This window comes from Methylobacterium sp. NPDC097929, assembly GCF_049543375.1.
GTDB lineage: Bacteria > Pseudomonadota > Alphaproteobacteria > Rhizobiales > Beijerinckiaceae > Methylobacterium.
Window position 1 is genome coordinate 1 of record NZ_JBMVEP010000026.1, and the last position, 20,892, is coordinate 20,892.

Here is a 20,892-nt window from a genome sequence, read left to right on the forward strand (position 1 = left end):
GTCGCGACCGGCCGTCTTGCCTGCGTCGCCTGCCTCATGGCCGCCAACGCCCTCAACAATCCAGCCTGAGGTTTCGTCCTCAAACAGGCTCTTAGATCCGCGTCGGGCCTGACCGCATCGGGCCGGCGTCTCTAGGTCGTTGTTCTCACGCCAATTCCGTCGACGGACCGGCTTTCGTTTCGCCGGACTGCGCTTAGACGGCCACGAAGATGCCGAAGTGATCGCTCGTGTTGCGAAGGCGGCCGTAATTGTCCCAGCCGGTCATCCGTCGCGCTACTCCGATACCGGGGTAGTCACCGGAGATCGGCGCGAAGGGCCAGCCGAGCGGCGGCGCGCTGAGAGTGGGCGTCATCGCGATCGCGCCCCTCGGCGGGTTGTCCGCCGGCGCGCCGGTCCCGGTCAGCGGCGTACCGGTGACCAGGTTCATGACGGTGGTCTGGTAATCGTGCGGCGCGCCTAGGAAGGGCCAGACCAGGACGTTGTCGATCGACGTGACCGGCACCGCACTGAAATCGGATCCGACATAGCCGTAGCCGGGATAATAGCTGGGATGCGCGAGCCCGTTCGACCACAGGAACAGCGAATCGGCATCGTTGTGCTTGCCGCGGATATGGGTCGAGAAGTAGCCGCGGTACTGGGCGAGATTGGCAGGCGCGCCGGCAGCCGTGGGCTGGAGCAACAGGGTATAGGCGTTGGGCGCGTTCGTCAGAGGATTGTAGGCGCCCGAGGGCGAACCGTCGGGCGCCAGCAGGTTGATGTTGAAATCGCCGCCGATGATCCGGGTCTCGTTCGCCCCGAGCGGACCGACGGCATCGGGCAGCGCCGACAAGCCATGGATGTAGGCCGACGCGGCGGCGTTGTTCGGCGGTGCGTGGATGACGAAGAACGTCAGGTTTCGCTGGATCGCGCCGCCGGCCGTGGCCGCTTCCGTGAAGGTCACCATGTAGGGCTGGCGCAAGCCCTGGAAGTCGATCGGGGTCCCGGCGGCATCGTCGAAATCGATCCGCGCGGCGACCCGATTTTCGAAGGCGTTGCCGTTGTGGAGGGCGCCCGCCGGGATCTGCCGAGCCGGCCCGAGGCCCGGCGGAACGAGCATCCCGTCGATGTTCACCGTGCCGAGCGGAAGCGGAACCCCGGTATAGGGCACAGCGGGTGGAGCGCCGGCGCCCGGCGGAACCGACGCGCCCGCGACGCCGCCAGTCCAGATGTTGGGTCCCGTGAAATAGCGCGACACCGCACCGGTATTGTCGGTGCGGCGATAGATGATCCCGATCGTTTCCGCCCGGCCGCCGGTGCCGACATAGAGGGGCGGCACGGCATTCCATCCGCCGACGACGGGGATGTGCTGATTGAAGCCGTAGAGCAGGTGCGCGATGGCTTCGAGGCCGCCCGTCGGCGTCGCCAGCGCGCCGGCGATGTTCTCGCCCGAACTCGCTTCGACGATCACGATGATGTCGGGCTGGGTCGCCATCAGGACATGGTTGATCACCGCCCTGCGCTGCAGCGCCGCCGTCTGGTCGTTCAGCCCGCCATGCCCGCGGCTCACCACGGTCGACACCGAGAAGATCTTGTTGAGCGAAAATTGCTGGATGTTCCAGATGAGGATCCGGGTCATGCCCTCCCCTCCCCCGCGGTGGGCGCGACTTCCGCGAAGGCCAGCGACTGGCCGCAGCCGGGATTGTCGTCCGCGACGTAGGCGGCATACCAGCCCAGGCTGCCGCTGCTGTCGGGATCGCCAAACAGGAAGAACTGAATGTTCGCCGAGGGCGGCAGCTTGACGATGCCGAAGATCTTGATCCCGATATCGTCGATGCGCAGACAGTAGAAGTCGTCCCGCTCGCCCGCTGCGAGCGTCCGGCCGGGCGCCTTCGGGACCGGCTGGCGCAGGATCGAGACCGATCCGACCGCCACCTTGAGCACGCCCTGAAGGCTGAACAGGCTCGCCCCCGGCGCCGCCCCGGGCAGGCTCATGCCGATGAACAGCGAATGCTCTTCGTCGGCATCTCGGGTGGCGGGAGACCAGGCCGCCAGCAACTGCGACTGGAAGCCCATGCCGGATGCCAGGCCGCCGGGGCCGCCGAGCGTGATGTCGTAGACCGCGCCGAACCACGGCCCGTCCAGCTCGGCCAGATTCAACTGTGAGGAGACCGGCAGGAAGCCGAAATCGGCGGGTTTCTGGTCACCCCGGGCGTTGACGAAGCTCTTGAGCTGCAGCGCGAAGCCGCGGAACAGGCTGTCGTCGCGCGCCGACGACGCGCCGAGATCCCAGGCGAGATTGCCGGTCTCGACGGCGAAGCGCTTGGCGCCCGGCGTCGCCGCCGGATAGGTCATGCCGATGGTGAGGCCGGAAAAGGCCAGCCCCGCGCCGAGCGCGGACGGCACGGTGCCCTTCGGGCTTCCGAACGACAGCAGGTCCAGGGTTTCGCCGGCCCGACTGTCGAGGTCCGTGAAATCGAACGCGCCCCACACCAGGAACCGGCTGGCGACCGTCGCGCCGTTGTCGCGGGTGCCCAGCGTATTGAACTGCACGCGGTTGAAGGCGACCGCCGGCAGGACGTTGGACGGGCTGATCAGGACATTGGGATCATTCTGTTCGAAAACATAGGAGGCACGGCCGTTCTGCTCGACATAGCTGCCGTTGAGCACGATGCCGGGGAAGGGCTGCCCCTGCCCGGCATTGTAGAGCTTGGTGACCGGTGCGGCGAACAGGGTCTGGATCGAGAGCTGCACGCGGTTCCGGAACCGGACCAGCCGGGCATGCTCGAACAGCGATTGGAGCTGGAGCACGGTGAAATCGAAATCGCCCTGCATCGCCAGCGGCACGGGGACCTCGGGCCCGGCACCCGCCGCGACGTTCGCGGCGTAGAGCGGATTTTCGTAGTCGATCAGGCCGAACAGGCTCGAACTGCCCTTCGCCATCGCGATCTGCGCCCGGGCCTTGTCCACTTCCACCCGGCTGACCGTGAAGCCGAAATGGTGCGCTTCGAAGCGCGTGAAATCGATGCCCGCGGCCAGCCCGGCGATCTCCGGCGGCAGGTCCTGCGCGCTGAGATCGGCGGCGAGCACGATCACCCCGGTCCAGTGCGGATCGACCGCGATCCGCGCGAACGTGTCGTAGAAGGCGCTCGAAGATCCTTTCGAGCGGGCGATAGCGTTCGCGATGAAATCTTGGAGCCACTGCGACAGGCCGGTATGGGCGAGCGCGCGCGTCTCGGGCGGCGTGCCGGGCAGCAGCGAGAAGGCATCCGCCGCGGTCCAGCGATTGGGATTGGTCACGCGGTCCTGCAGCGAGCCCGAGCAGAACTTCATGATGAGGACGTTCTTGTAGGCGGTCGCCGATGCGCCCGCGCCGACATTGGCGGCCATCGTCCAGCCCGCGATCCGGACGGCGTTGCTGAACGCGGCACCGACGGCGGGGTCGGCGAAGGGCTCCGGGTTCACCCCCACCAGGAACAGCTGGTTGGTCTGGAGTGCGTCCTGCATCGCCCGGGTCGGATGCAGCAGCGCGAAGGGCAGGACGTCGTCGCCGGGGATCGGCGGCAGAGGCGTCGCCGAATCCGACGACTGCGCCATTGTGACCTTGAGATAGGCGCCCGTCATCGGATCGCGCTGGACGATGAAGCCCTGCGCGGTGGTCCCGTCGATCGGTGGGGTCTGCGCCGCCTGCGCGCCGGCAAAGGCGCGCGTCGCCCGACTGCGTGCTGCCCACGTCTGGGCGCCGTAATTCGAGATCAGCGTCTTGCGCGTAGCCGCGATGATCTGGCTTTCGAATTGAACCAGGGTCGTTCCATCGAGGCCCGCGCGGGCCGCGGCGCCATAAGGGACGAGCGGGAAGGTCTTGTCGGCTCCCTGCGCGAGCGGCATGTGCGGCGGTGCCGATCCCAGCACCGCCACCTCGTCCGCGTTCGGTGCCGGATCGGCCGTGAGTGCGCCGTAGAGCGCGCTGCCCTCGGGCTCGGCGAAGTAATCGATGGTGCCCGCCCCGGCCAAGAGTGTCGACCAAGGCGTCTGGTACTCATCCGTCAGCAGGGGCGCGACCGCGCCGCTGCCGGGGTCGTTGAGATCCACGGTGCCGAACGGGAAGACCGGGGCGTAGCCCGAGCGCGAGGGAATCGTGTTGAGGAGGTCGTTCTTCCCGGCTGGCAGGCTCGGATCATAGGTCGAGAAGCTCAGCGCCTCGGAACCGAACAATCCCCCCATCAGCCTTTGCGGCCGGCCCGGCGCGATCCCCGCGACGCCCAGGCCGTAACGGCCGGCCAGCCCGAGATATGCTGGGCTGCCGGCCGTCGAAGCACTGCGCGGAGCCGTCGTCGCCCATGCGAAGCCGCCCGCACCGAGTCGCGGCGCGACATCCGCGGCCTCCGATCCGACGGGCGTCAACACGACCGGCTGCCCGCCCGCCGTACGATAATGGCTGAGCAGCGCCGACGCGCCCTTGAGCGCGAGTCCCGACCGCAGGTATCCCTGCTCCAGCAGGGACGCCGGAAGGACCCGGTTGGCCGGATCGGAGAGGTCGAACGTCCCCGCGACGGGCAGGCTTGCCGGCAGCTGCGCGACCGCGAACGCAGCGTAGTCGACCGCCGTCACGGCCTCCTCGGCCGGCCCACCGAAGATGTAGCGGAACCCCTGTCCGAGGCCCTGGGTGACGAAGGCCAGCGCAGGCTTCAGCACGCCGTCGAAGGTCAGACATCCGGTGTTGGCCCCCGAAAAGGGCACGAAGGCGGAGATCCTGTTGGCCGCGCTCGGCGTCAACTGGACGCCGAGCGTCTTGGCTCCCTTGTCCCTGAAGCCGATGAAGGGCGGTACGCTCGATGCGGAGGCGTGGAGTTGCAACCGGCCGTCGGCGACGGCAAGCCGCGTCTGGTTGAGAACATAGAAGCTGGCATTGGTGCCGAACCAGCGGTTGAGGTCGCCCGTCGTCTGATAGACGCTCGCGACGAACAGGAACGGCAGGCCGTACTGACCGAAATCGCCGAACGCGACCGGGTCGGCCGACTTCAGCCAGACGATCGCGCGATTGCGGGTCGCCGTGCTGATGTAGGCCAGCGCCTCGGCCGCGAAGCCTTCCGGATCGGAATCCAGGACGGCCGGCCGCACCGTGCCGAACAGATAATGGCCGTTGTAGCCGGTGAGCGAGGCATTGAAGCCGATGCCGCCCGGCGGCGAACCGCCGGGAGGAAGAAGGTAGCCGGCCCAACCGACCGAACCGGCGACCCTGGTTTCATAGACCCGACTCGTCCCGACTTGCTCGAACAGCGGCGAAGCAGGCGTGGGCATGTCCGCTCAGCCGATCGGGAAGATGCCGAGCAGGGTGCCGTTCAATTGGTAGAGGCCGCGATCATCGACGATGGCGCCGGAAACGATGGTGACGGTGTATTGCGTCGATCCGAGCGCGGAATACTGGACTGTGATCCCGGACTTCCAGGTCGTCGCTCCGATCGTGATGTCGGCCGCCAGCGCGGCCGTGGGCTGGGCCTGCGACACCACCGGCGTCCAGACCGGGATGCGCCCCTGATACTGGAACGACAGATAGGTCGTGTTGTTGGGATCGGCGCTCGGCGTCGTCACCACGTTGCTGTTCGGGCTGGTCGGGGTGTTGACGGTCGTCAACGCCTGAAAGATCCGGACCTCCGCCGCCTCGTCTTCCCCGCGCGGCGCGCTGTCCTTGCCGCCGTCCTTCGTAATGGGGAAGATTCCCAGCGTCAGACCCGCCAGCGAATAGAGGCCGCGGTCATCGACGATCTGCCCCGACGTGATGGACACCGTGTATTGCGTGGCGCCGAGCGCGGTATACTGAATCGTGATCCCCGCTTTCCAAGTCGTCGATCCGATGGTGATGTCCGCACCAAGAACAACCTGAGGCTGTGCCTGGGAAATAGCAGGCGTCCAGACCGGGATACGGCCCTGATACTCGAAGGTAAGCTGCGTCGTATTGTTCACGTCGCCAGAAGGCGTCGCGACGACATCGGTGTTCGGGCTGGTTGGGGTCGTCGTTGTTGCCGGAGCCGCGAACACGGTTATTTCTTCTGACACATTTTCCTCCAATTTCCAAATAAAAATAAAATTCATTACGCCTACGATCGCGGCGAATCACTTGTGACGGGAGTGAAGATACCGAATTTTTCGGGAAGTCGTCAATCAGATTCAATAAATCTCATGCCGTAGACTATGTTTTATCGAATTTATGAATTGGTTTGATTTTTCAGAGGTTGGACAAATTCTCGATTTCACGCACGCCCATTCGGATCGATTTCACGGCATCTTTCATCTCGGCCGTGCGCGAAAAACTACCTAGAAGCAACCCTATGCACTTGTAGGTTGTTCCGGCATCGACGATCACACCGTCCAGCAGCACGGTATAGACACCCCCCATCGGGTTGAGCGTGAGTGTCAGGCCTTCGCTCAAGACGATCCCGCAGGCCTGGATCGAGTCCATCAGGGTCACTCGTTCGCCGGCGATCGAGAGCAGTGCGCGCCACAGCGGAACTGTGTTCTGGAAATAGAAGGTCACCCAGGTCGAATCGTTGATGTCGAACGTCGCCTCGGTTCGGGCATTGCAATTGGGTGTGATCTGGGTGTCGATCGTCTGGCCGGGCGGATCGGGTGTCGCGGCATCGAACGGGCGGCCGACTCCTAAACCCGACACGGCAGCGTCCTCCGCCTCTGCCCGCACTCGTAGCCGGCCCGGATGCATCGGGCGGCATCTCCGGGCCGTTGTTCTGAAGCGCCTCGTCTCGTCGAAACGGTCGCCGCTTCGTCGGAATGGGCGGGTGTACTCGCCACCAAGTAGGCCCATCCGGACCCCGCTGCCACGGAACAGCAAACTCTGCCGGGCGCTGCCTCGCGGAGGCAACCGGAGTTGCCGGTCACGGGGAGCCACCTGCTAGGCGGCGCTAGGGCCCTTCCCACCGACCCCGAGCCCGTGAGGCCGGCAGTTCCAGCAGACGAATGCGGCGCAAATCGACAGAGAGCCCAAAACATCGTCAGCGAAAGATCGCGGATTGTGCAGCCCAGGACTTGCTCTGCATTGACCGAGTAACGGCGGGCTCATACCGTGGAGGGGAGTTGATCGCTAGGGTTCCAGCATCGTTTCGATGTGTTCGGTCCGAGAGCGGTTGCCGCGGCGGGAGACATCCGCCCGGATGCACGGCGGGATAAAAGCCCGGGAGACCTCACTAGCCAGAGATTGGCAAGGTTAGGTCTTGTACAATCTCTTTCTCTATTGAGAGGGAACGTATGCCCGGCATCAGCCCCCCGATCGTTTCTCTGACATCATCTCTCGATCGTCGTCTCGGCGAGCCGCAAGCCTTGCTTGGCTTCTGGGACGGCACGCGCCCCGGCTCGGTCCGGACGTAACGTCCGCGGGCCCGAGCGCCTCCCCTCATCCAGCGTCAGTGCCGGCGTCCGACGGACGGGCTTCTCAGTCCGCCGATGCCCGCTTGCGCGCAACACCCCCGGTCGACCCACGGCAAGGGTCCGGCCTCCGGTTCCGGCGACGATCCCGAGGAGACGAGACATGCGCATCCCGACCCTGATTACCGGCGGCCTCACGCGCCTCCGCCGAAGCCTGTCCGCCCTCACGCTGGCCGTCGGCCTTCTCGCCGCGCCGATGGCGCAGGCCGCCGAGCCGCTGCGCATCGGCTACAGCGACTGGCCCGGCTGGGTGGCGTGGCAGGTCGCCATCGAGAAGGGCTGGCTCAAGGAGGCCGGCATCGACGCCAAGTTCGAGTGGTTCGATTACTCCGCCTCGATGGACGCGTTCTCGGCGGGCAAGCTCGACGCGGTGACCTGCACCAACGGCGATGCGCTCGTGATGAGCGGCAACGGCGCCCGGAACGTCATGATCCTGCTCACCGACTACTCCAACGGCAACGACATCATCGTCGGAAAGCCGGGGGTGAAGTCGCTGGCGGACCTCAAGGGCAAAAAGGTCGGGCTCGAAGTCGGCCTCGTCGAGCACCTGCTCTTGATCGACGGCCTGCAGAAGGCCGGGATCAAGGAGAGCGAGGTGACGCTGGTCAACGCCAAGACCAACGAAACGCCGCAGATCCTGGCCTCCGGCGATGTCGCCGCCATCGGCGCGTGGCAGCCCATCGCGGGGCAGGCGATGCGCGGCGCCGCCGGCGCCCGCCCGCTCTACAGCTCGGCCGACCGCCCGGGCCTGATCTACGACGTCGTCACCGTGACGCCCGCGAGCCTCGCCGCGCGGCGCGCCGACTGGATCAAACTCGTCGGCCTGTGGGACCGGGTCGTCGGCTACATCCAGGACCCGAAGACGCAGGGCGACGCGGTCGCCATCATGGCGGCCAAGGTCGGAGTGGAACCGGCCGTCTTCACCCGCTTCCTCAAGGGCACCAAGCTCCTGACGCTGGCCGAGGGCCGCGCGGTGATGAAGGACGCCGACGGGTTCGGCTCGCTCTACGGTTCGAGCCGGCATGCCGACGCCTTCAACGTCAAATTCGAGGTCTACAAGACCCCGCAGGACGTGAAGGCTGCCATCGACCCCGCCCTCACCGACGGCAAGTGAGGGTGTGAGGATGCGCGCGCCGCTGCCTCAGCCCCATCCCGAGAGGGACGCCGTTCCGGCGGTCGCGGTCGCCCCGCTCCCGCCGGTGGCGGGCGCCGTCCCGGTCGCCGGGCGGGCGCGGCTCTCCTGGGTCGGCGCGCCGCGCCCGCTGACCCGACGTCGGCGCGTGGCGCTCACCCTGCTCTCCTTCCTGCTGCCGCTCGGGCTGTGGGCGGCGGTCTCCTACCTGCCCTTCCTCTGGCACCCGCTGGTCGAGGTCACGAATCCCGGCGACGTCGCCTGGATGGAGCCGGGCATGCGGGTGCCGCGGGCGGCCTTTTCCGAGGAGGTCGCGGCGGCCCAGGGTGCGGGGACGGCTTTACCCGAAGGCCGCCCGGCCAACCCGGTCTACCTGCCCGCACCCCACGAGGTCGCGGCGGCCTTCTGGACCGCGCTCACGGCGCCGCCGCCGCAGCGCGACGCGATCTGGCTGCCCGCGAGCCTGTGGCACTCGATCCAGATCATTTTTTGGGGTTTTACCCTCTCCTCCCTGGTCGGCGTGCCGATGGGCATCCTGTGCGGGGCGCAACCGACGATCGCCCGGCTGACCGAGCCCGTGATCGAGTTCGTGCGCTACCTGCCCGCCCCCGCCTTCGGCGCGCTGATGGTCGCGATCCTCGGGATCTACGACGGGCCGAAGATCGCCATCATCGTCATCGGCACCTTCTTCCAGCAGGTGCTCGTCATCGCCAACACCACGCGCCGGGTCGATCCGCTGCTGATCGAGGCGGCGCTCACCATGGGCTCGCGCAACCTGCGCCTGATCCGCCGGGTGATCGTGCCGGCGGTGCTGCCGCAGATCTGCCGCGACCAGCGCATCCTGCTCGGCTGGGCCTGGACCTACCTCATCGTCGCCGAGCTGATCGGCACCTCGTCGGGCATCACCTTCTTCATCACGCAGCAGGCCCGCTACCAGCATTTCGACAACGTCTACGCCGCGATCCTCGTGATCGGCCTCGTTGGCATCGCCACCGACATCGCGCTCGCGCTGATCGGTCGCCGGCTGTTCCCCTACGCGAGGGCGGAAGGATGAGTGCTTCCGTCCCCATCCCGCTGACGGCCGAGCCGTGCGATTACCGCACCCAATGCGAGCCCGTCCGCGCCCGCTTCGATCGGCTGAAGGCCCGCGAGGTGGCGCTCCGGGTCGAGGGCCTCGGCAAGGTGTTTCGCAACGCCGACGGCGGCGAGACCGTGGCGCTGCGCGGCATCGATCTCGTCACCCATCGCCGCGAGTTCCTCTGCGTGGTCGGGCCGTCGGGCTGCGGCAAGTCCACCTTCGTGCGCATCCTCGCCGGGCTCGAGACCAAGACCTCGGGCAGCGTCAGCGTTGGCGGCGTACCGGTCTCCGGCCCCGGCGCCGACCGGGGCATGGTGTTCCAGGGCTACACCCTGTTCCCCTGGCTCACGGTCAAGCGCAACGTCGCCTTCGGCCTGGAGGAGAACGGCGAGTCGCAGCATGTGGCCGAGCGCGAGGCGCTGCAATGGCTCGCGCTGATCGGGCTGGAGCGCTTCGCCGACGCCTACCCGCACCAACTCTCCGGCGGCATGAAGCAGCGCGTGGCCATCGCCCGCGCGCTCGCCATGCGCCCGCGCATCCTCCTGATGGACGAGCCGTTCTCGGCGCTCGACACCCAGTCGCGGGCCCGGATGCAGGCCTACCTGATCGAGATCTGGCGCAAGATCGACATCACCATCGTCTTCATCACCCACGACCTCGACGAGGCCGTGCATCTCGCCGACCGCATCCTCGTCCTGAAGGCGCATCCCGGCGAGGTCGAGGAGCTGATCGAGGTGCCGGTGCCCCGGCCCCGCCACCCGAGCCAGAGCCTGACGCCGGAATTCCGCGCCACCCGCGCTCGGCTCGACGCGCTGATCCACCCCAGTGAGGCGGAGGCCGACGGCCCGGCCGATCTCGCTGGCCTCGACATGGTCACCCGGATGGCGAGCGTGGGGGACGAGGTCGAATGAGCACGCCGCTCTCCAATGGACCTTTGCTCTGGTCCGACCGCACCTGGGAGGAGATCCCCGGCGATCTCGCGGGCGTCGCGGGGGCCGCGCTCCTGCCCATCGGCGCCACCGAGCAGCACGGGCCGCATCTCGGCTGCGGCATGGATTTCGTGCTGGCCGACCTCCTCTGCCGCGCGGTCTCGGCCCGCACCGGCGTGCCCATGCTCCCCACCCTGCCCTACGGCTGCTCGCTCGGCCATTCCCGGCGCTGGCCCGGCACCATTGCCCTCGACCCGCTCGTGATGACCGAGCTGGTCCGGCAGATCGGCGCCCAGGCCTATCACTCCGGCGTGCGCCGCCTGTTCCTCGTCAACGGGCACGTCACCAACGCCGCCCCGCTACGATGCGCGCTCGAACTGCTGCGCGCGACCCACGACGACCTGATGGTCGCGCTCGTCAACACCGCGACCGTCAGCGAGCGGGTGCGCGCGGCCCACTTCCTCGACGCCGAGGACTGGCACGCCAACCGGGCCGAGACCGCGCTGATGCAGGCGCTGGCCCCGGCTCTCGTGCGCGAGGAGCGCATCGCCGGGGCCGACGACCCCGACCGCACTCAGGGTCTTGTTTTCGCTCACCCGGTCAACCGCACCAGCCGCAACGGCGTCACCGGCTCGCCCTCGCAGGCGAGCGCGGCCGAGGGCGCCGCGCTGTTCGCCTGGATGGTCGAGGACCTGACAGAGCTGGTCCGCCGCGGGCTGACCGAGACCCCGCCCCTCCCCCATTCCTACGACGGCCCGGCCGTCGCCCCGAAAGGAGCCTGAAGTCATGGGCCAGACCAGCGACATCGATCCGGCCATCCGCGCCGTTCAGGACGATCTGCGCGCAAAAGGCGTGAAATACGTCATCGGCGCCTATGTCGACATCCACGGTGCGCAGAAGGCCAAGGTGGTGCCGATCGATCACCTGCCGCAGATGGCGGCGGGCTCCGAGCGCTACACCGGCTACGCCCTCGACGGTCTGGGACAGGCCCCGAACGAGGACGAGCTCGCCTCGGTCCCCGATCTCTCGCAGGTCATCCCGCTCCCCTGGGAGAGCAAGCTCGCCTGGGCGCCGGCCGACCTCACCTTCCAGGGCAAGCCATACCCGCTCTCGACCCGCGTCGCGCTGAAGAACGTGCTCAAGCAGGCCGAGGCAATGGGGTTTGGCTTCAACCTCGGCATCGAGTGCGAGATCTTCCTGCTGCGCCAAGCCGCCGACGGCTCGCTGCACACACCGGTCGCGGACGATAAGCTGGTGAAGCCCTGCTACGACGTGCGCGGCTTCATCGACAACTTCTCCTGGCTCGACAAGGTCGCGACGACCATCAACGATCTCGGCTGGGACCTGTACTCGTTCGACCACGAGGATGCGAACGGCCAGTTCGAGTTCGATTTCCAATATTCCGACGCGCTGACTACCTGCGACCGGCTGACCTTCTTCCGCATGATGGCGAAGCATTACGCGAAGGAGGAGGGGCTCATCGCCACGATGATGCCCAAGCCCTTCGCCGACCGAACCGGCAACGGCGCGCATTTCAACATGTCGCTCGCCGACCTTGAGACTGGCCGCAACCTGTTCGCCTGCGCGCCCGGCGAGGATCCCCGCGGTCTGGGCCTCACCGAGACCGGCTACCACTTCATCGGCGGCGTGCTGCGCCACGGCCGGGCGCTGTGCGCGGCCTTCGCGCCGACCGTGAACAGTTACAAACGCCTCGTGCGCCAGGGCGCGATGGCCGGCTTCTCCTGGGCGCCGGTGTTCAATTCCTACGGCTCGAACAACCGCACCAATTCGGTGCGCGTGCCGTCCGGCGGCGGGCGCTGCGAGAGCCGCAACGCCGACGGCGCGGTCAACCCCTACCTCGCCGCCGCCCTGGTGCTCGCGGCAGGCCTGGAGGGGGTGCGCGAGCGGATCGATCCGGGCGCGCCCAACGAGGACAACCTCTACGCGCTGAGCGAGGCCGAGCGCCGGGATCGCGGCATCGCGTTCCTGCCCCAGACCCTGCAGGAGGCGGTCGATGCCTTCGCCGCCGATCCCCTGGTCGAAGCGACGCTGGGCGCGGGGCTTCGCGAGGAGTTCATCCGGACCAAGCGCGAGGAGTGGAACGCCTACCATCTCACGGTGAGCCCGTGGGAGATCGAGCGCTACAGCCACCTCTTCTAGGCGGAGGCGCCCATGACCAAAGTCATCGCCTTCGCGAAGTCTTCCGCCGAACCGGCGACCTACCGGCCGGCGCCGGAGCGCATCCTGGCCGGAGACCCTGTCCAGACCGCGACGCTCCATTTCACCAGCGCCGACGGGCGCTTCTCCGCCGGCACCTGGGCCGCCGAGCGGGGCACGTGGCGGGTCGTCTTCACCGAGAGCGAGTTCTGCCACCTGATTGAGGGGGTGATCGTCGTCACCGACGAGGCCGGCACGCAGACCACCTTCCGGGCCGGCGACGCCTTCGTCTCGCCCGCCGGCTTCACCGGCACCTGGGAGATCGTCGAGCCGGCCCGGAAGCTCTTCGCCTTCTACGAGGTGCCCGCGGACCCATGACCCCATCCCACCCCCAACCCTCATCCTGAGGTGCGGAGCCGGAGGCGAAGCCTCGAAGGAGGGCTCCAGGGATCGCGAGCGCACTGGAGCCCTCCTTCGAGGCCTCCGCTTCGCTCCGGCACCTCAGGATGAGGGGGATGGGTGAGACGAGGGATCATCGAAACAGAAATCTGGCCTGCCGGGACGACCCGGCCGCGACAGGGCGCTTCGACCGGGACGACCCGGCCCCATCGGAGACACGAGCATGTCGGACGACGCGAGCCAGATCGCCGAGAACCGCCGCCGCTACGAGGCGCTGAAGCGGGCGGGCCAGGGCCACGCCCCGCGCGCGCTGCCCGGCCCGAGTCCGCGCGGCGGCATACCCCTCGACGCCGGCGCGATCCTCCACCGCGAGACGGTTCCCGGCGGCTGGTACTGGACCACCGCTTTGAAAGCCGGGGAGGCGATCCGGCTCAGCCTCGATCACGGCCCGTCGAGCGTCGCCCTGGTGGCGTGGTCGGCAACCGACCCGAGCGAGCGGCTGAACTACGCCGACACCGTCAAGGTGCAGTGGACGGCCGCCCTGCGCAAAGGTCGGGTACTGTTCTCCGACATGGGCCGCGTGATGTTCTCGCTGGTCGAGGATTCCTGCGGCGCGCACGACGCGCTGGCCGGCGGCTCCAATGCCGCCTCGAACGCGGCGCGCTACACCGGTGGCCCCCACCGCAACACCCGCGACAACCTCGTGCTCGCCGCCCTGAAATGTGGGCTGGAGCGGCGCGACATCCCCGCCCTGGTCTCCTTCTTCGCCCCCGTCGTGGTCGGGCCGGAGGGGCGTCTCGGTTGGAACGAGGCCGGCCGTATGGCGGGCGACTTCGTCGATCTGCGCGCCGAGATAGACCTGATCGTCGGCATCTCGAACTGTCCCCACCCCCTCGATCCGGCGCCCGACTACGCGCCGCACCCGGTCGCCGTCACCCGCTTCCGGGCGCCGGCCCCGGCGGCGGACGACCTCTGCCGCACCGCCACGATCGAGGCCGTGCGCGGCTTCGAGAACAACGCCTTCGCCGGGCTCTGAAGGGGAGGACAGACGATGACCGATACCGTGACCACCCTCTTCGACCGGACCGTCCCCGCGCAGGCGCCGTTCTCCACCCTGGTGCGCGCCGGCCAGATCCTCCGCATCGAGGACACGCACGGCTGCCAAGCCGTCGACACCCTGTTCTACCGCGCCGACGACCTCACCGAGCGCTACTCTTCGCAGGACACCGTGCGCGCGCAGGGTGCGGCCTACGTCACCACCGGCACGCGGGTGATGTCGAACGAGGGCCGGGTGATGCTGGTCGTCACCGCCGATTCCTGCGGGCGCCACGACACCTCCGCCGGGGCCTGCTCCTGCGAGAGCAACACCGTCCGCTTCGGCCACGCCACCAAGTATCTCCACGCCTGCCGCGAGAATTTCGCTCTGGAAGTCGCGAAGTACGGCCTGTCGAAGCGCGACATCGTGCCGAACATCAACTTCTTCATGAACGTGCCGATCGAGCAGGGCGGCGGGCTCGCCATCGTCGACGGCGTCTCGTCGCCCGGCGACGCCGTCGAGCTGAGGGCCGAGATGGACGTGATCTGCGTGATCTCGAACTGCCCGCAGATCAACAATCCCTGCAACGGCTTCAACCCCACGCCGATCCGCGTGACGGTACGCGAGGGCTGACCCGAGATGTTCGCCAAGGTCCTGGTCGCCAATCGCGGCGAGATCGCCGCCCGCGTCGTGCGCACGCTCAAACGCATGAACATCGCCTCCGTCGCGGTCTATTCCGACGCCGACCGCTTCACCCCCGGCGTGCTCGCCGCCAACGAGGCCGTGCGCCTCGGCCCCGCGCCGGCCGCGCAGAGCTATCTCGACGTCGATGCCGTCATCGCCGCTTGCAAGGAAACAGGCGCCGAGGCCGTCCATCCCGGCTACGGTTTCCTGTCCGAGAATGTCGGCTTCGCCGAGCGGCTGGCGGCGGAGGGCATCCGCTTCATCGGCCCGCGCCCGGAGCACCTGCGCGCCTTCGGCCTCAAGCACACGGCCCGCGATCTCGCCAAAGCCAGCGGCGTCCCGCTCCTGCCCGGCACCGACCTGCTGCCGGATGTCGAGACGGCACTGAGCGCGGCCGATTCCATCGGCTACCCGGTGATGCTCAAGAGCACGGCGGGCGGCGGCGGCATCGGGATGCAGCTCTGCCATTCAGCCGAGGAGCTGGCCGAGCGCTTCGCCGCGGTGGAGCGGACGGCGCGGGCCAGCTTCGGCGATGCCCGCGTCTATCTGGAGCGCTTCGTGGCGCAAGCGCGCCATGTCGAGGTGCAGATCTTCGGCGACGGGCGTGGCCGCGTCGTGGCTTTGGGCGAGCGCGACTGCTCGCTCCAGCGCCGGAACCAGAAGGTGATCGAGGAGACCCCGGCCCCCGGCCTCTCCGACGCGACCCGCGCCCGGCTCCACGCCGCGGCGGTGGCGTTGGGCGAGAGCGTCGCCTACGCCTCGGCCGGAACGGTCGAGTTCATCTACGATCCGCAGCGCGAGGATTTCTCGTTCCTCGAAGTGAACACGCGGCTCCAAGTTGAGCATCCCGTGACCGAGGCGGTGTTCGGCATCGACCTCGTGGAATGGATGGTGCGCCAGGCCGCGGGCGAGGACCCGATCACGGCGGCCGGTCCGCTCGTGCCGAGGGGCGCGGCGATCGAGGCCCGGCTCTACGCGGAGATTCCGCACGCGAATTTCGCGCCGAGCGCCGGCTTGCTGACCGAAGTGCGCTTTCCCGAGAACGCCCGCATCGACGGCTGGATCGCCACCGGCACCGAGGTCACCCCGTTCTACGACCCGATGCTGGCCAAGATCATCGTCACCGGGGACGACCGCCCGGCGGCTTTGGCGGCGCTCCGGCAGGCGCTGGCCGACACCGCCGTCTCCGGCATCGAGACCAACCTCGATTACCTGCGCACCATCGCCGCCTCCGAGCTGCTGGCGAGCGGGCGGGTCGCGACCACGGCCCTGCGCGATCTCGCCTATGCTCCCAAAAGCATCGAGGTGCTGTTGCCGGGCGCCCAGTCGAGCCTTCAGGAACTGCCCGGCCGGCTCGGCCTGTGGGAGGTCGGCGTGCCGCCGAGCGGGCCGATGGACGCCCGCTCCTTCGCGCACGCCAACGCGCTGGTCGGCAACGGGCCGGACACCTGCGCCCTCGAACTCACGGTCTCAGGACCGACGCTGCGCTTCCACACCGATGCCGTGGTGGCGCTCGCGGGCGCCGCGATGCGGCTCACCCTCGACGGCGAGGCGCGTGCCCACGGCGCGGCGTTCCCGATAGAGGCGGGCCAGACGCTCGCCATCGGTGCGATCGTGGGGCCGGGCCAGCGCGCCTATCTGGCCCTGCGGGGCGGCCTCGCGGCGCCCGTGGTGCTCGGCTCGCGCGCGACCTTCGCGCTCGGCGCCTTCGGCGGCCACGCCACCGGCGTGCTGAAGGCCGGCGACGTGCTCCATCTCGGCGACGCGCCGGAGGTCATCGCCGCCCCGCCCGATCCCGCGCCGCTGACCCATACTTGGGAGATCGGCGTCGTCTACGGCCCGCACGGTGCGCCGGACTTCTTCCAGGAGGCCGACATCGCCGACCTGTTCTCGGCGTCCTACGAGGTCCACTTCAACTCGGCCCGCACCGGCGTGCGCCTGATCGGCCCGACGCCGCGCTGGGCGCGGGCCGACGGTGGCGAGGCGGGCCTGCACCCCTCGAACCTGCACGACAACGCCTACGCCGTCGGCGCCATCGACTTCACCGGCGACATGCCGATCTTGCTCGGCCCCGACGGCCCGAGTCTGGGCGGCTTCGTCTGCCCCGCGGTGATGGCCCGTGACGAACTCTGGAAGATGGGCCAGCTCCGGCCCGGCGACACGGTGCGCTTCCGGCCCCTGGCGCGGCCGGAGGATGAAGCACCGGCAGAAGCCCTCCCCCCTCTGCGGGGGAGGGTGCCCGCGGAGCGGGCGGGAGAGGGGAGCGACGGTGCCGGAGAGCCTGCTCTCCTCTCCCGACCCTCGCTGACGCGAGGGCCACCCTCCCCCGCAGAGGGGGGAGGGAAATACGGCTCCCCCATCCTCGCCCGCGACGAGACCGGACCGGTCCCCGTCGCCTATCGGCGACAGGGCGACGACAACCTGCTCGTCGAGTACGGCCCGATGGCCCTCGACATCGGCTTTCGGCTGCGCGTCCACCTCCTCGCCGAGGCGGTGCGCGCCGCCCGGCTCCCCGGTCTGACCGACCTGACGCCCGGCATCCGCTCGCTTCAGATCCACTACGACGGCACGGCGCTGCCGCGCTCCCGCCTCCTCGGGCTGCTGCGCGAGATCGAGGCCGGCCTGCCCGCCGCCGAGGATGTCAGCGTCCAGAGCCGCACCGTCCACCTGCCGCTGTCGTGGAACGACCCGCAGGCGGAGCTGGCCATGCGCAAGTACCAGGAACTGGTGCGCCCGAATGCACCCTGGTGTCCCTCGAACATCGAGTTCATCCGCCGCATCAACGGCCTGCCCGACGAGGCGGCGGTGCGGAACATCATCTTCGATGCGAGCTACCTCGTGATGGGGCTCGGCGACGTCTATCTCGGCGCGCCGGTCGCCACCCCCGTCGATCCGCGCCACCGCCTCGTGACCACCAAGTACAACCCGGCCCGCACATGGACGCCGGAGAACGCGGTCGGCATCGGCGGCGCATACCTATGCATCTACGGCATGGAGGGGCCGGGCGGGTACCAGCTCTTCGGCCGCACGATCCAGGTCTGGAACACGTGGCGGACCACCCGCGAATTCGCCCCCGGCCATCCCTGGCTGCTGCGGCCCTTCGACCGCATCCGCTTCTTTCCCGTCAGCCACGCCGAACTCACCGAGGCCCGCGCCGCCTTCCCGCACGGCGCCTATCCGATCCGGATCGAGCCCGGCACGTTCTCCTACGCCGAGCACCGGGCGATGCTCGCGGGCAACGCCGCCGAGATCGAGCAGGCGGGCGCGCGCCAGAGGGCGGCCTTCGCCGCCGAGCGCGAGCGCTGGCGGGCGGAAGGGCTCGACAGCTTCGTCGCCGACGAGGCCCTGGCGGCTGAGGCCGCCGCGATCCCGCCGGGCTGCGAGGGCGTGCCGACCACCGTGCCGGGCAACGTCTGGAAGCTTCTCGTCGGCGAGGGCGACACGGTCGCCGCCGGCCAGACGGTGGCGATCCTCGAATCGATGAAGATGGAGGTGGCGGTCACCGCCCCCGTCGGCGGCCGGGTCCGCGAGATTCGGGCCCAGCCCGGCCGCACCCTGCGCGGCGGCGACCTCGTCGCCATCGTCGAGACCTGAAGGCGGGACGGATCTTGCAAGGCCGCTTGGTCCGGGCAGCGCGAAACGCCCGGCACGATCCTCGCGCACCCCTCGCGCGCGCACTTATGGAGACGGCCGATGATGCAGCGGATCCACCGCGTCCTCACCTCGATCCTCGGCCTGATCGTGCAAGGCCTCCACGCCAAGGCGACCGGTCGGCTGCCGCAGGGCGGACGTGTCCGCGAGACGCCGCGATAGGCGGCCCGCGGGCCAGCCTCATCCGGTTGGGGCCATGAATGCCCTTTTCATGAATGCCCTTTTCATGAGCGCCCTTCCTCGCATTCCGGGACGCGTGCCGCCGGCACGCCGCCCTCTGAAGACTTGAGAGATCAGATGTCGGTTCCTGCCTTCCCGAGCCTGAGCGCGCTCCACACCGCCTACGCCGACGGGCTCTCGCCCGAGGCGGTGCTGGCGGAGACCTATTGCCGGATCGCCGCCGCCGACGATCCCGGCATCTTCCTCACGCTCGTGCCGGAAGAGGAAGCGCAGGCGGCTGCCCGCGCCCTCGGTCCCTTCGATCTCGAAAGGAAGCCGCTCTGGGGCGTGCCCTTCGCGGTGAAGGACAACGTCGACGTGGCGGGCCTGCCCACCACCGCAGCCTGCCCGGACTTCGCCTATACGCCGTCCGCGACCGCTTCGGCGGTCGAGCGGCTGCTCGCGGCCGGCGCCATCCTCGTGGGCAAGACCAATCTCGACCAATTCGCCACCGGTCTGGTGGGCCTGCGCACGCCCTATCCACCGCCGAAGAACGCCTTCGATCCGGCCATCGTGCCGGGCGGCTCCTCGTCCGGCTCGGCGGTGGCGGTGGCGCGCGGCCTCGTCGGCTTCGCGCTCGGCACCGACACGGCGGGGTCGGGGCGGGTGCCGGCCGGCCTGAACAACGTCGTGGGCCTCAAACCCTCTCTCGGCAGCGTCTCGATGCGCGGGGTGGTGCCGGCCTGCCGGACCCTCGACACCCTCTCCGTCTTCGCCGGCACCGTGACGGAGGCCGACCAGGTCTACCGGATCATGGCCGGCTACGATGCCGGCGATCCTTACGCGCGGGACCTGCCCGTCGCCCCCCGCTCCGGAGGCCTGCCGCCCGGCCTGCGTGTCGGTGTGCCGGATGCCGCGAGCCGGATCTTCGGCGGTGATGCGCGCTCCGAGGCTGCCTACACCGCATCTCTTTCCGATCTCGCGGCGCTTCTCGGCGGCCCCGGCGTGACGGTCGATCTCGCGCCCCACTTCGCCGTTGCGCGGCTGCTCTATACCGGTCCCTGGGTCGCCGAGCGCTATCAGGCAATCCGACGCTTCATCGAGGCCTCCCCCCAGGCCCTGCACCCGACGACCCGGGCCATCATCGGCTCGGCCGCGTCCCACTCCGCCGCCGACGCCTTCGCCGGCCTCTACCGCCTCGCCGAACTGCGCCGTGCGACCGAGGAGGTCTGGCGCAGGATCGACGTTCTCGTGGTGCCGACCTTTCCGCGGCCGCGCAGCGTGGCCGATCTCGAGGCGGACCCGATCGGTCCGAACAGCGAGTTCGGCACCTACACCAATTTCGTGAACCTGCTCGATCTCTGCGCCCTCACGGTCCCGGGTCCCTTGCGTAGCGACGGCTTTCCATCGAGCGTCACGCTTCTGGCACCGCGCGGCGCCGATGGGCTGATTGCCGAACTCGGCGCCCGCCTTCACGCCGCCGCCGGCGGCACCCTCGGGGCGAGCGGCGTGCCCGTGCCGGCTGAAACCGAGCGACGCCCGGATCGCGCGCAGAGCGGCGAGCTCGAGATTGCGGTGATCGGCGCTCATCTCTCCGGCCTTGCGCTGAACAGTGAGCTGACAGCGCGCGGCGCCCGCTTCCTCCGGGCCGTTGCGACCCAACCGGTTTACCGACTTCACGTCCTCCCCGGGGGTCCGCCGGCCCGGCCCGGCCTGATCCGCGTCGCGCCCGGCTCCGGCGGCGCCGTCGAGACCGAGGTCTGGGCACTGCCTTCGACCGCCTTCGGCAGCTTCATCGCGGGCGTGCCCTCTCCGCTCTCGATCGGCACGCTGGCGCTCTCGGATGGCACGACTCCGAAGGGCTTCCTGGTGGAAGCTGCGGGCCTCGTCGGCGCGCGGGACATCACGGAATACGGGGGATGGCGCCGTTACGTGAGCGATCCGTCGTAGGACTCGGCGGGCTCACGACCGTTTGGATGAGCGCGGCGCAAGAGGGCAAGGGATACAGGCCCCCTCCCCTCTCGTAGGGCGTGTCGGCCGAGCCGGCTCGGCGGCCACTTCGTCCCTTGGGTTTGGCTCCGCACGGGCCCGGGGTGGCGCGGCGTGTTTTTGTGCGGTTTGGGGCGTGGCCTTGACGCAGGAAAGCCCGCGCGGCGGGTGCCGTGCGGGCGGGTGTGTGCGGTCTGGTCCGCGTCGGGTTGTGTGCGTGTGGGTGTGAGTTTGGTTGCGGGGGCTGGATTTGAACCAGCGACCT

14 protein-coding genes and 1 riboswitch are annotated in these 20,892 nt (G+C 69.0%); of the genes, 10 read left to right on the forward strand and 4 right to left on the reverse strand.

Going from position 1 to position 20,892, the window contains the following annotated elements; translation table 11 throughout:
• Positions 1-193: 193 nt before the first annotated feature.
• The 4 genes from ACPCJR_RS25865 to ACPCJR_RS25880 form a co-directional block, all read right to left on the reverse strand.
• The gene (locus ACPCJR_RS25865) at positions 194-1,615 is read right to left on the reverse strand and encodes a hypothetical protein (RefSeq protein WP_391516369.1); all 1,422 of its coding nucleotides are present in this window, start codon (positions 1,613-1,615) and stop codon (positions 194-196) included.
• On the reverse strand, positions 1,612-5,277 hold the full coding sequence (locus ACPCJR_RS25870) for a hypothetical protein (RefSeq protein ID WP_391516368.1): 3,666 nt from the start codon (positions 5,275-5,277) through the stop codon (positions 1,612-1,614). Before ACPCJR_RS25870 ends, ACPCJR_RS25865 begins: the two co-directional genes overlap by 4 nt.
• A 6-nt stretch (positions 5,278-5,283) precedes the next feature.
• Positions 5,284-6,069, reverse strand: coding sequence for a hypothetical protein (locus tag ACPCJR_RS25875; protein ID WP_391516366.1), 786 nt, complete (start codon positions 6,067-6,069; stop codon positions 5,284-5,286).
• A 133-nt stretch (positions 6,070-6,202) separates the two neighbouring features.
• The gene (locus tag ACPCJR_RS25880) at positions 6,203-6,694 is read right to left on the reverse strand and encodes a hypothetical protein (protein ID WP_391516364.1); all 492 of its coding nucleotides are present in this window, start codon (positions 6,692-6,694) and stop codon (positions 6,203-6,205) included.
• A gap of 367 nt (positions 6,695-7,061) precedes the next feature.
• A riboswitch (guanidine-I (ykkC/yxkD leader) is annotated at positions 7,062-7,171 on the forward strand.
• 345 nt (positions 7,172-7,516) lie between these two features.
• Between ACPCJR_RS25880 and ACPCJR_RS25885 the strand changes: the two genes are divergently transcribed.
• From ACPCJR_RS25885 to atzF, 10 genes are all read left to right on the forward strand, one after another.
• Positions 7,517-8,527 (forward strand): ABC transporter substrate-binding protein, encoded by a 1,011-nt coding sequence (locus ACPCJR_RS25885; protein ID WP_391516362.1) that lies wholly within the window; start codon positions 7,517-7,519, stop codon positions 8,525-8,527.
• Positions 8,528-8,537: 10 nt separating this feature from the next.
• On the forward strand, positions 8,538-9,599 hold the full coding sequence (locus ACPCJR_RS25890) for an ABC transporter permease (protein WP_391516361.1): 1,062 nt from the start codon (positions 8,538-8,540) through the stop codon (positions 9,597-9,599).
• Entirely contained in the window at positions 9,596-10,534 is a 939-nt protein-coding gene (locus ACPCJR_RS25895; protein WP_391516359.1) for an ABC transporter ATP-binding protein, read from the forward strand. The genes ACPCJR_RS25890 and ACPCJR_RS25895 overlap by 4 nt, the downstream gene beginning before the upstream one ends.
• On the forward strand, positions 10,531-11,334 hold the full coding sequence (locus ACPCJR_RS25900; protein WP_391516357.1) for a creatininase family protein: 804 nt from the start codon (positions 10,531-10,533) through the stop codon (positions 11,332-11,334). The genes ACPCJR_RS25895 and ACPCJR_RS25900 overlap by 4 nt, the downstream gene beginning before the upstream one ends.
• 4 nt (positions 11,335-11,338) lie before the next feature.
• Positions 11,339-12,712: a type III glutamate--ammonia ligase gene (glnT, locus tag ACPCJR_RS25905; protein ID WP_391516355.1), complete on the forward strand. Its 1,374-nt coding sequence runs from the start codon at positions 11,339-11,341 to the stop codon at positions 12,710-12,712.
• Positions 12,713-12,724: 12 nt separating this feature from the next.
• On the forward strand, positions 12,725-13,087 hold the full coding sequence (locus tag ACPCJR_RS25910) for a cupin domain-containing protein (protein ID WP_391516354.1): 363 nt from the start codon (positions 12,725-12,727) through the stop codon (positions 13,085-13,087).
• 244 nt (positions 13,088-13,331) lie between these two features.
• On the forward strand, positions 13,332-14,144 hold the full coding sequence (locus ACPCJR_RS25915) for an urea amidolyase associated protein UAAP1 (protein WP_391516352.1): 813 nt from the start codon (positions 13,332-13,334) through the stop codon (positions 14,142-14,144).
• A 15-nt stretch (positions 14,145-14,159) separates the two neighbouring features.
• On the forward strand, positions 14,160-14,777 hold the full coding sequence (locus tag ACPCJR_RS25920; protein ID WP_391516351.1) for an urea amidolyase associated protein UAAP2: 618 nt from the start codon (positions 14,160-14,162) through the stop codon (positions 14,775-14,777).
• A 6-nt stretch (positions 14,778-14,783) separates the two neighbouring features.
• Positions 14,784-18,422, forward strand: a complete 3,639-nt coding sequence (gene uca, locus ACPCJR_RS25925; RefSeq protein ID WP_391516349.1) for an urea carboxylase — start codon at positions 14,784-14,786, stop codon at positions 18,420-18,422.
• Between the two features lie 354 nt (positions 18,423-18,776).
• Positions 18,777-20,588 (forward strand): allophanate hydrolase, encoded by a 1,812-nt coding sequence (gene atzF, locus ACPCJR_RS25930; RefSeq protein ID WP_391516347.1) that lies wholly within the window; start codon positions 18,777-18,779, stop codon positions 20,586-20,588.
• Positions 20,589-20,892: the final 304 nt, after the last annotated feature.

Excerpts from the sequence above, each read along its gene's own strand:
- ACPCJR_RS25865 (WP_391516369.1), bottom strand. The coding sequence starts at position 1,615 with ATGACCCGGATCCTCATCTGGAACATCCAGCAATTTTCGCTCAACAAG.
- ACPCJR_RS25870 (WP_391516368.1), bottom strand. The coding sequence starts at position 5,277 with ATGCCCACGCCTGCTTCGCCGCTGTTCGAGCAAGTCGGGACGAGTCGG.
- ACPCJR_RS25875 (WP_391516366.1), bottom strand. The coding sequence starts at position 6,069 with ATGAATTTTATTTTTATTTGGAAATTGGAGGAAAATGTGTCAGAAGAA.
- ACPCJR_RS25880 (WP_391516364.1), bottom strand. The coding sequence starts at position 6,694 with ATGCATCCGGGCCGGCTACGAGTGCGGGCAGAGGCGGAGGACGCTGCC.
- ACPCJR_RS25885 (WP_391516362.1), top strand. The coding sequence starts at position 7,517 with ATGCGCATCCCGACCCTGATTACCGGCGGCCTCACGCGCCTCCGCCGA.
- ACPCJR_RS25890 (WP_391516361.1), top strand. The coding sequence starts at position 8,538 with ATGCGCGCGCCGCTGCCTCAGCCCCATCCCGAGAGGGACGCCGTTCCG.
- ACPCJR_RS25895 (WP_391516359.1), top strand. The coding sequence starts at position 9,596 with ATGAGTGCTTCCGTCCCCATCCCGCTGACGGCCGAGCCGTGCGATTAC.
- ACPCJR_RS25900 (WP_391516357.1), top strand. The coding sequence starts at position 10,531 with ATGAGCACGCCGCTCTCCAATGGACCTTTGCTCTGGTCCGACCGCACC.
- glnT (WP_391516355.1), top strand. The coding sequence starts at position 11,339 with ATGGGCCAGACCAGCGACATCGATCCGGCCATCCGCGCCGTTCAGGAC.
- ACPCJR_RS25910 (WP_391516354.1), top strand. The coding sequence starts at position 12,725 with ATGACCAAAGTCATCGCCTTCGCGAAGTCTTCCGCCGAACCGGCGACC.
- ACPCJR_RS25915 (WP_391516352.1), top strand. The coding sequence starts at position 13,332 with ATGTCGGACGACGCGAGCCAGATCGCCGAGAACCGCCGCCGCTACGAG.
- ACPCJR_RS25920 (WP_391516351.1), top strand. The coding sequence starts at position 14,160 with ATGACCGATACCGTGACCACCCTCTTCGACCGGACCGTCCCCGCGCAG.
- uca (WP_391516349.1), top strand. The coding sequence starts at position 14,784 with ATGTTCGCCAAGGTCCTGGTCGCCAATCGCGGCGAGATCGCCGCCCGC.
- atzF (WP_391516347.1), top strand. The coding sequence starts at position 18,777 with ATGTCGGTTCCTGCCTTCCCGAGCCTGAGCGCGCTCCACACCGCCTAC.